General features: G+C 72.5%; 8 protein-coding genes. 4 read left to right on the top strand and 4 right to left on the bottom strand.

The window, feature by feature from the left end; all coding sequences use genetic code 11:
- Positions 1–93: 93 nt before the first annotated feature.
- From AA75_RS41505 to AA75_RS41495, 3 genes are all read left to right on the top strand, one after another.
- Positions 94–1,236, top strand: coding sequence for an acyl-CoA dehydrogenase family protein (locus tag AA75_RS41505; RefSeq protein ID WP_033825694.1), 1,143 nt, complete (start codon positions 94–96; stop codon positions 1,234–1,236).
- A 63-nt stretch (positions 1,237–1,299) separates the two neighbouring features.
- Positions 1,300–2,514, top strand: coding sequence for an acetyl-CoA C-acetyltransferase (locus AA75_RS41500; protein WP_033825693.1), 1,215 nt, complete (start codon positions 1,300–1,302; stop codon positions 2,512–2,514).
- Positions 2,515–2,534: 20 nt separating this feature from the next.
- Complete coding sequence (locus AA75_RS41495) at positions 2,535–4,700, top strand: 3-hydroxyacyl-CoA dehydrogenase NAD-binding domain-containing protein (RefSeq protein WP_033825692.1); 2,166 nt, start codon at positions 2,535–2,537, stop codon at positions 4,698–4,700.
- A 170-nt stretch (positions 4,701–4,870) separates the two neighbouring features.
- Here the strand turns inward: AA75_RS41495 and AA75_RS41490 are convergent, their stop codons facing one another.
- Complete coding sequence (locus AA75_RS41490) at positions 4,871–5,626, bottom strand: MerR family transcriptional regulator (RefSeq protein WP_051814327.1); 756 nt, start codon at positions 5,624–5,626, stop codon at positions 4,871–4,873.
- 120 nt (positions 5,627–5,746) lie between these two features.
- Between AA75_RS41490 and AA75_RS41485 the strand changes: the two genes are divergently transcribed.
- On the top strand, positions 5,747–6,145 hold the full coding sequence (locus AA75_RS41485; RefSeq protein WP_033825691.1) for a hypothetical protein: 399 nt from the start codon (positions 5,747–5,749) through the stop codon (positions 6,143–6,145).
- 98 nt (positions 6,146–6,243) lie between these two features.
- Here the strand turns inward: AA75_RS41485 and AA75_RS41480 are convergent, their stop codons facing one another.
- The 3 genes from AA75_RS41480 to AA75_RS41470 form a co-directional block, all read right to left on the bottom strand.
- Entirely contained in the window at positions 6,244–6,663 is a 420-nt protein-coding gene (locus tag AA75_RS41480) for an SHOCT domain-containing protein (protein WP_033825690.1), read from the bottom strand.
- A gap of 267 nt (positions 6,664–6,930) precedes the next feature.
- Positions 6,931–7,956 (bottom strand): isopenicillin N synthase family oxygenase, encoded by a 1,026-nt coding sequence (locus AA75_RS41475; RefSeq protein ID WP_033825689.1) that lies wholly within the window; start codon positions 7,954–7,956, stop codon positions 6,931–6,933.
- 279 nt (positions 7,957–8,235) lie between these two features.
- Positions 8,236–9,855, bottom strand: coding sequence for an AMP-binding protein (locus tag AA75_RS41470; RefSeq protein ID WP_033825688.1), 1,620 nt, complete (start codon positions 9,853–9,855; stop codon positions 8,236–8,238).
- Positions 9,856–9,960: the final 105 nt, after the last annotated feature.

The following is a 9,960-nucleotide window of genomic DNA, read 5'->3' as shown; positions in this document are numbered from 1 at the left end:
GCCCTCGCCCCCGACAGCGCCCCCGGCCAGGCCGCCACCCCCTGACCCGGCCCCACCCCTGACCCGGCAGCATCCCCGAGAGGACCGACCCAGGTGCAACGAGAGCTCTACACCGAGGAGCACGAGGCGTTCCGGGAGACCGTCAAGGCCTTCCTGGCCAAGGAGGTGCTGCCGCACTACGAGCGCTGGGAGAAGGACGGCATCGTCGACCGCGGCGCCTGGCTCGCGGCCGGCCGGCAGGGCCTGCTCGGCATGGCCGTCCCCGCCGAGTACGGCGGCGGCGGCACCCCCGACTTCCGCCACGCGGCGGTGCTGGCCGAGGAGTTCACCCGCGCCGGGGTGAGCGGACTGGCGATCGGCCTGCACAACGACATCATCGGCCCGTACCTGACCTCGCTGGCCACCGACGAGCAGAAGCGGCGCTGGCTGCCCGGGTTCTGCAGCGGCGAGCTGATCACCGCCATCGCGATGACCGAACCCGGCACCGGCTCGGACCTGCAGTCCATCCGGACCTCGGCGGTCGACCGGGGCGACCACTACCTGCTCAACGGCAGCAAGACCTTCATCTCCAACGGCATCCTGTCCGACCTGGTCGTGGTGGTCGCCCGGACCACCCCGGAGGGCGGCGCGCACGGGCTGAGCCTGCTGGTGGTCGAGCGCGGCACGGCGGGCTTCGAGCGCGGCCGCAACCTCGACAAGATCGGCCAGAAGTCCCAGGACACCGCCGAGCTGTTCTTCACCGACGTCCGCGTCCCCAAGGAGAACCTGCTCGGAGAGGAGAACCAGGGCTTCCTGTACCTGATGCGCAACCTCGCCCAGGAACGCCTCGCCATCGCGGTCGCCGCCATCGCCGGCGCCGAGCACCTGGTCGAGCTCACCACCGAGTACGTCAAGCAGCGCACCGCCTTCGGCCGGCCGCTGGCCAAGCTCCAGCACATCCGCTTCGAGATCGCCGAACTGGCCACCGAGTGCGCCGTCACCCGGACCTTCGTCGACCGCTGCATCACCGAGCACAACCGCTACGCCCTCACCCCGGTGGACGCCTCGATGGCCAAGTGGTGGGCCACCGAACTGCACAAGCGCACCGCCGACCGCTGCCTGCAACTGCACGGCGGCTACGGCTACATGAGCGAGTTCCCGGTCGCCCGGGCGTTCACCGACGGCCGGATCCAGACCATCTACGGGGGCACCACCGAGATCATGAAGGAGATCATCGGCCGCTCCCTCCTCGCCTGACACGGCACCAGACCCCTCGCACCGGACCCCTCCGACCGGCCACTTCCCGGAAAGGCACCCACCGTGACCACCGAAGCGTACGTCTACGACGCTATCCGCACCCCACGCGGCCGAGGCAAGGCCAACGGCTCGCTGCACGGCACCAAGCCGATCGACCTGATGGTCGGTCTGATCCACGAACTCCAGGCCCGGTTCCCGACGTTGGACCCGGCCGCGATCGACGACATCGTGCTCGGCGTGGTCAGCCCGATCGGCGACCAAGGCTCCGACATCGCCCGGATCGCCGCCATCGCGGCCGGCCTGCCGGACACCGTCGCCGGCGTCCAGGAGAACCGGTTCTGCGCCTCCGGCCTGGAGGCCGTCAACCTGGCCGCCGCCAAGGTCCGCTCCGGCTGGGAGGACCTCATCCTGGCCGGCGGCGTCGAGTCGATGTCCCGGGTCAAGATGGGCTCCGACGGCGGCGCCTGGGCGATGGACCCGATGACCAGCTTCGAGACCGGCTTCGTCCCGCAGGGCATCGGCGCCGACCTGATCGCCACCCTCGAAGGACTGTCCCGCACCGATGTGGACGCCTTCGCCGCCGAGTCCCAGGCCCGCGCCGCCAAGGCCCAGGCCGACGGCCACTTCGACCGCTCGGTGGTGCCGGTCAAGGACCGCAACGGCCTGGTCGTCCTGGAGCGCGACGAGTTCATCCGCCCCGGCACCACGGTGGAGACCCTGGCCGGCCTCAAGCCCTCCTTCGCCGGCATCGGCGAGGCCGGCGGCTTCGACGCGGTCGCCCTGCAGAAGTACCACTGGGTCGAGTCCATCGACCACGTCCACCACGCCGGCAACTCCTCCGGCATCGTCGACGGCGCCGCCCTGGTCGCGATCGGCTCCCGCGAGATCGGCGAACGGTACGGGCTGCGCCCGCGCGCCCGGATCGTCTCCGCCGCCGTCTCCGGCTCCGAGCCCACCATCATGCTCACCGGCCCGGCCCCCGCCACCCGCAAGGCCCTGGCCAAGGCCGGTCTGACCGCCGACGACATCGACCTGGTCGAGATCAACGAGGCCTTCGCCGCCGTCGCCCTGCGCTTCATCCGCGAACTCGGCTTCCGCCACGACCAGGTGAACGTCAACGGCGGCGCCATCGCCCTCGGCCACCCGCTGGGCGCCACCGGCGCCATGCTGATCGGCACCCTGATCGACGAGCTGGAGCGCCGCGACCTGCGCTACGGCCTGGCCACCCTCTGCGTCGGCGGCGGCATGGGCGTCGCCACCGTCATCGAGCGCATCTGACTCCCGGGAGACACGTTTCCATGAGCAACACGACTGCCATCCGCTGGGAGCAGGACCAGGACGGTGTGGTCACCCTCGTCCTCGACGACCCCGCCCAGTCCGCCAACACCATGAACGCCGCCTTCACCGACGCCCTGGAGGCCACGGTCGAACGGCTGGCGGCCACCGAGGACCTGCGCGGCGTCATCATCACCTCGGCCAAGAAGACCTTCTTCGCCGGCGGCGACCTGCGGCTGATCTCCGCCGCCCGGCCCGAGGACGCCGAGCAGGTGTTCGCCAACTCGATGCGGATCAAGCGCGCCCTTCGCCGCCTGGAGACCCTCGGCCGGCCCGTGGTCGCCGCGATCAACGGCGCCGCCCTCGGCGGCGGCCTGGAGATCGCCCTCGCCTGCCACCACCGGGTCGCCCTGGAGGCCCCCGGCAGCAAGATCGGCCTGCCCGAGGTCACCCTCGGCCTGCTCCCCGGCGGCGGCGGAGTGGTCCGCACGGTCCGGATGATGGGCATCACCGACGCGCTGCTCAAGGTCCTGCTGCAGGGCCGCCAGTACCGCCCGGCCCAGGCGCTGGAGAACGGCCTGGTGCACGAACTCGCCGCCACCACCGAGGAGATGCTCGCCAAGGCGCGCGCCTTCGTCGACGCCAACCCGGAGTCCGCCCAGCCCTGGGACGCCAAGGGCTACAAGATCCCCGGCGGCACCCCCAGCACCCCCGCCTTCGCCGCCAACCTCCCGGCCTTCCCGGCCAACCTGCGCAAGCAGCTGGCCGGCGCCGACTACCCGGCCCCCCGCAACATCCTGGCCGCCGCCGTCGAGAGCGCCCAGGTCGACGTCGACACCGCGATGGTGATCGAGGCCCGCTACTTCACCGAGCTGGCCTGCGGCCAGATCTCCAAGAACATGATCCAGGCCTTCTTCTTCGACCTGCAGGCCGTCAACTCCGGCGCGGGCCGGCCCAAGGGCGTCGAACCCCGGACCGCCGCGAAGGTCGCCGTCCTGGGCGCCGGCATGATGGGCGCCGGCATCGCGTACTCCTGCGCCAGGGCCGGGATCCAGGTCCTGCTCAAGGACGTCACCCTGGAGGCCGCCGAGCGCGGCAAGGCCTACTCGGCCGGGCTGCTGGACAAGGCCGTGGCCCGCGGCCGCACGACCCCCGCGCAGCGCGAGGAACTGCTCGCCCGGATCACCCCGACCGCCGCCGCCGCCGACCTGGCCGGCTGCGACACCGTGATCGAGGCGGTCTTCGAGAACCCCGAGCTCAAGCACAAGGTCTTCCAGGAGGTCCAGGACGTCGTCGCCCCGGACGCCCTGCTCTGCTCCAACACCTCCACCCTCCCGATCGGCCTGCTCGCCGAAGGGGTCACCCGCACCGCCGACTTCATCGGCCTGCACTTCTTCTCGCCGGTCGACAAGATGCCGCTGGTGGAGATCATCCGCGGTCCGCAGACCGGCGACGAGGCGCTGGCCCGCGCCTTCGACCTGGTCCGCCAGATCAACAAGACCCCCATCGTGGTCAACGACTCCCGCGGCTTCTTCACCTCCCGGGTGATCGGCCAGTTCATCAACGAGGGCGTGGCGATGGTCGCCGAGGGCCTCGACCCGGTCTCGGTCGAACAGGCCGCCGCCCAGGCCGGCTACCCGGCCAAGGTGCTCTCGCTGCTGGACGAGCTCACCCTCACCCTGCCCCGCAAGATCCGCAACGAGGCCCGCCGCGCCGTCGAGGACGCCGGCGGCAGCTGGGCCCCGCACCCCGCCGACACCGTCATGGACCGGATGCTCGACGAGTTCGACCGCCCCGGCCGCAGCGGCGGCGCCGGCTTCTACGACTACCAGGACGGACGCCGCACCCGCCTCTGGCCCGGACTGCGGGAACACTTCACCCGGCCCGGCACCGAGATCCCGTTCGAGGACATGAAGGAGCGGATGCTCTTCGCCGAGGCCCTCGACTCGGTCCGCTGCCTGGAGGAGTCCGTCCTCACCTCGGTCGCCGACGCCAACATCGGCTCCATCCTGGGCATCGGCTTCCCCGCCTGGACCGGCGGCGTCCTCCAGTACATCAACGGCTACCGCGGCGGCCTCCCCGGCTTCACCGCCCGCGCCCGCGAACTCGCCGCCACCTACGGCGACCGCTTCCAGCCCCCCGCCCTCCTCGACCAGATGTCCACCGAGGGCCGCACCTTCACCGACTGAGCCCCACCCCGCCCATCTTTGAGGGCGCGGGGGCGCGTCCTGTTTCTTGGGGGCGCGGGGAACTGCGCGAACGTCAACCCTCGCCGTGCCGCGGCCGGGGTCGGTGTCGGGGTGGCAGGTGGGTGGCCTCCCGCCTCGCGCAGTTCCTCGCGCCCCTGGGGTTTGCCGCCTCAGTCCGTTGTGCGCTGGGCCGCCAGCTCCTCCGCGAGCGAGCGCTGGAAGGCCGTCACCAGGGCCTGCACCACCATCGGCTGGATCTGGTCGGTGAGCGTCTTCATCCGCTCCAGCTCCGCCGCCGGCGGACCGCTCTCCCGGTACGGCTTCCACACCGTCTCGCGGAACAGCCGCTGCAGGTCGTGCGCGGTCGCCCGGCTGTGCAGCCGCACCACCGCCCGCGCCGCCACCAGCGTCTCCAGCGGAATCGGCACGTCCAGCACCCGCACCCCGAGCGGCAGCAGCCCGGGGTCGACCTTGAAGACCTCCGGCTGCCCGGTGCGGTGCAGCGCCCCCATCGCGGTCAGCCGGTCGAGGTCGGCGTCGGTCAGCGCCCGCCCGGCCCGCCGTTCGACCTGCGCCCGGGTGGCCTCCTCGGCGGCCTCCGGTGTCCAGGAGGCCACCAGGGCCCGGTGGATGGCGAGGTCGAGCGAACTGATGTCCTCGGGCAGCTGGGCCAGGTAGCGTTCGATCGCCGCCAGGGTCAGCCCCTGCCGCTGGAGTTCCTCGATCAGTTCCAGCCGCCCGAGGTGCTCCGGCCCGTAGTGCCCGACCCGGCGGGGCCCGAGCTCCGGCGGCGGCAGCAGCCCCTTCGCACTGTAGAACCGCAGCGTCCGGACGGTCACCCCGGCCCGGGCGGCGAGTTCGTCCACGGTCAGGTGCGGCGGCGAGGCCGGGGGCGAGGCCGGGGGTGTGGCCGGTGTGGCCGTCATGGTCGGTCCTAGGGAGGGTGATGCAGCGGCGCTGTGACAGCAGCAGTGTGACACCGCGCGTCGCCGCCGGTCCAGCAGCCGCGCAGCGCCGCTGTCGGTGCCCGCCGCTACATTCCGGGCATGGCTGACAGACCCACCGTTCACTGGCGCGAAGGCCTCGCGCGGGAGGCCCGCGCCCTTGCCGCGGGGACGCTCGACCCCGCCGAGGCGTACGTGTCGCAGCTCTTCCCCGACTCCCTGCTGTCCCGCACCGACGAGGTGCTCGCCGCCTTCGAGGCCGAGCTGGGAGGGTGGGCCGGTCCCTCCGACGGGCAGGTGCTCGGCGCGGTCGAACGCGTGGTGCTCGCGCTCAACGCGGTCAACGACGAGCACGGCGGCGGGTACGAGACCGACGAGCGCGAGCGGCTCTGCGACTACATCGACGCGTCGCTCGCCGGGGCCGGTGTGGACGTCGGGGCGCTGGCCGGGCGGCACGGGCTCGGCCGGTACGAGATCACGGACCGCTGGCGCGAGTGGTGAGCCCCGCCGGGTACGCGAAGGGCGGCCGGGGGATGTGCGGTGGCACATTCCCCGGCCGCCCGTAGGGCCGTTCGGGTGAAGCGGCAGGTGTTCCGGTGTCAGGCCAGCAGCCGGGCCTTGGCCTGCTCGAACTCCTCCGGGCTGAGGTCGCCGCTGCGCTTGAGTTCGGCGAGTTTGGCGAGTTCGTCGGCCTTGCCGCCGCCGCCCGTACCGCCGCCCTTCCCGCCGTCGGTGGTCCCGGCGGTCTGGCGGATGTAGTCCTGGAGGGCGGCCTCGCGCTTCTGCGCGTCCTGGAGGTCGCGTTCGCCCATCTTCTGGCCGCGGGCGATCAGGTAAACGAAGACGCCGAGGAACGGCAGGATCAGCACCAGGATCAGCCAGCCGGCCTTGCCCCAGCCGCCCAGGTCGTGGCTGCGGAAGATGTCCGTGATGATCTTGAAGAGCAGGAAGAACCACATGATCCAGAGGAAGAACCACAGCATCGTCCAGAACAGGTTCAGCAGCGGGTAGTCGTCCATGCCGTCTCACCGATCCTCGTGCGCCGGGACGGCGGTCGTCCCCGCGAGCGGCCCGGCGGGCCGCCGGACGGGCGCCGGCGGTGCGCTGCGGGCCACTCCCACTGATAACACCGCCCACGGCGACCGGCACCCCGGCACCGGCCCGTCCGGCCCGTCCGGCCCGTCCGTCCCGTCCCCGTCCGGCCGGGCTCCGGGCATGCGGACGCGCCCCGGCCCCCCTCGCGGGGACCGGGACGCGGTGGTGGAGCGGAGGGCGCGCTCCCGGGCTCAGGCGCCGGCGAGCGGGAGCAGCTCGGTGTGGTGCCGCCTGGTCACCTCGGGGTGGGCGCGCAGGTAGCCCTTGAGCTCGTTGCGGCCGAACTCGGCGAACAGCGGGTTGGACGGGTCCTGGGTGGCCCCGGGCGCGTGGTGGGCGTGCGGGAAGTCCAGCGGTTCGATGTGGGCGTCCAGCCGGGGGTTGTAGAAGAACGGCACCGAGAACCGTTCGCGGGCCCCGGCCGGGCTGACCACGCGGTGGCTGGTTGCCTTGAGGTAGCCGTCGGTGGCGACCTCCAGCAGCTCGCCGAGGTTGACCACGAAGGCGCCCTCCATCGGCGGCACTTCCAGGAAGGAGCCGTCCGGCCGCTCGACCTGCAGCCCGCCCACGGTGTCCTGCAGCAGCAGGGTGATGAAGCCGTAGTCCTTGTGCGTGCCGACGCCCTGCCCGGCGCCGTCCGGTGCGGTGCCCGGGTAGCGGACCAGCTTCAGCCGCAGATGCGGGTGCCCGGCGAAGGCGTCGTCGTAGAAGTCGGGCCGGGCGCCGATCGAGGTGAGCAGCTCGTGCAGCAGCCGGTGGGCCACGGCGCCGAGCCGGTCGATCCAGCTGAGGGCGGCGGTGCGCAGCTCGGGCAGGGCCTCGGGCCACTGGTTGGGGCCCTCCAGCCACCAGTACGGCTGGTCGCCGGGGCCGGGGACGTGCGGCGGGAGTTCGGCGCCGATGTCCAGCTGGTCGCGCCAGTCCTGGCTGCCGCCGGTGCGTTCGTCGCCGGTGCGGGTGTAGCCGCGGAAGTGCGGGGAGTTGAGGTTGCTCACGGCCAGCCGGTCGGCCTCGGGGAGGTCGAAGAAGGCCCGCATCGCGGTGGTCAGGGCCTTGGTCTCGTCCGGGGATATGCCGTGACCGGTCAGCTGGAAGAAACCGACGTCCGTGGCGGCCGAGCGGAGTGCGTCGTGCAGGCGGGTGCGGTCGTGGTCGGTCCCGTCGGCGAGGGACAGGTCGATCACGGGGAGACCGGTGGTCTGGGACTGCTGTGTCATGGGTGACATCCGCTGTGGTCGATGCCCCGGCGGTGCCCGGAGGTGTCCGGGAACGCGGCCGCCGAGCGCCGGATGGGGCGGGTGCGGCGGGGCCGGGGGAGGGTGGTGTGCCCCGAGGGCAGGGAAGGAGGGGGAGATCAGCCGGAGCGTCGACAGGACATACTCGTGACGCGGAGCAGGTCCACGTGGCGACGGCTGACGAGTATGAGCACGTCACCAGGTTAGATGACCGTCGGGGCGGCGGTCGAACACGGTGCGGTGCCCGCGGCCGGGCGGCCCTCACCGACCGAGTTCCCGGGCCGCCAGTTCGCGCAGCTCGGTCTTCCTGACCTTGCCGCTCACCGTCATCGGGAACGCGTCCACCACCCGGATGTGCCGGGGCGCCTTGAACCGGGCGATGCCGGCCCGGCAGAACTCCGTCAGTTCCGCGGGACCGGTCCCGCCGGCCGGGTCGCGCAGCACCACGAAGGCGAAGACCTCCTCGCCGTAGTGCTCGTCCGGCACCCCGACCACCTGGGCGTCCGCGACGGCGGGGTGGGTGTGCAGGTACTCCTCGATCTCGCGGGGGTAGATGTTCTCCCCGCCCCGGATGATCATGTCCTTGATCCGGCCCACCACGGACAGGTAGCCGTCCGGCCGCATCACGGCCAGGTCGCCGGTGTGCATCCAGCCGTCCCGGTCGACCACCTCGGCCGTCCGTTCCGGTTCGTCCCAGTAGCCGAGCATCACCGAGTAACCGCGGGTGCACAGCTCGCCGACCGCGCCGCGGGGCAGCACCCGGCCGTCGGCGGGGTCGGCCACCTTGACCTCGACGTGCGGCAGCACCCGGCCGACCGTTCCGGTGCGGTGCTCCAGGTCGTCGTCGCGCCGGGTCAGGGTGGAGACGGGCGAGGTCTCGGTCATCCCGTACGCGATGGCGACCTCGGTCATGCCGAGGTCGCCCTGCACCCGCTTCATCACCTCGACCGGGCAGGGCGAGCCGCCCATCAGGCCGGTGCGCAGCGAGGAGAGGTCGTGCTCGGCGAAGTCCGGCAGGGCGAGTTCGGCGATGAACATGGTCGGCACGCCGTACAGCGCGGTGGCCCGCTCGGCGGCGACGGCGCGCAGGGTGGCGGCGGGGTCGAAGGAGCGGGCGGGGATCACCACGCAGGCGCCGTGGGAGAGCGCCGCCAGGTTGCCCAGGACCATGCCGAAGCAGTGGTAGAACGGCACCGGGACGCAGATCCGGTCCTGTTCGGTGTAGCCGAGCAGGGCGCCGACGCAGTGGCCGTTGTTGAGGATGTTGCGGTGCGAGAGGGTGGCGCCCTTGGGGAAGCCGGTGGTGCCCGAGGTGTACTGGATGTTGATCGGCTCGTCGGGGTGCAGCCGGGGGAAGGCGCCGTCGGGGTCGTCCGGCCGGTGCCAGGGGCCCTCGCCGATCCACAGGGTCTCGCGCAGCTGCGGACAGCGCTCGCGGATCTCGGCGACCATCCCGTGCTGGTCGCCGCCGCAGCCGGTGCCCCGTCCTGGGCCGCGGTCGTCGGCCAGGGCGACCAGCAGTGAGACCCCGGAGCGGTTCAGCGCGTAGGCGAGCTCGTGGGTCCGGTAGGCCGGGTTGACGGTGACCAGGACGGCGCCGAGCCGGGCGGTGGCGTACTGGACCAGGACCCACTCCGGGCAGTTGGCGGCCCAGATGCCGACCCGGTCGCCCTTGGCCACCCCCCGGGCCCGCAGGCCGCGGGCGAGGCGGTCGACGTCCCGGGCCAGCGCGGCGTACGTCCAGCGCCGGCCGGTGGGCACGTCGACCAGGGCCTCGCGGTCGGGGAACACCGCGGCGGCGTGGTCCAGCCGCTCGCCGATGGTCTCGGAGAGCAGCGGGACCTCGGTACCGCCGCGGGCGTGGGACGGCTGCTCGGTCACCGTTGACCTCCTGGCTGAGGGTACTTGACCAGGCTTGGTCAACGGTGACGGTTCGTCAAGACAGCGCGCAGGACGGGTCGGTGCGCACGTCAACACGGTGAGCGG

Source organism: Kitasatospora sp. MBT63 (genome assembly GCF_000710465.2).
Classification (GTDB): Bacteria; Actinomycetota; Actinomycetes; order Streptomycetales; family Streptomycetaceae; genus Kitasatospora.
This window is presented reverse-complemented; position numbering and strand designations above follow the sequence as displayed.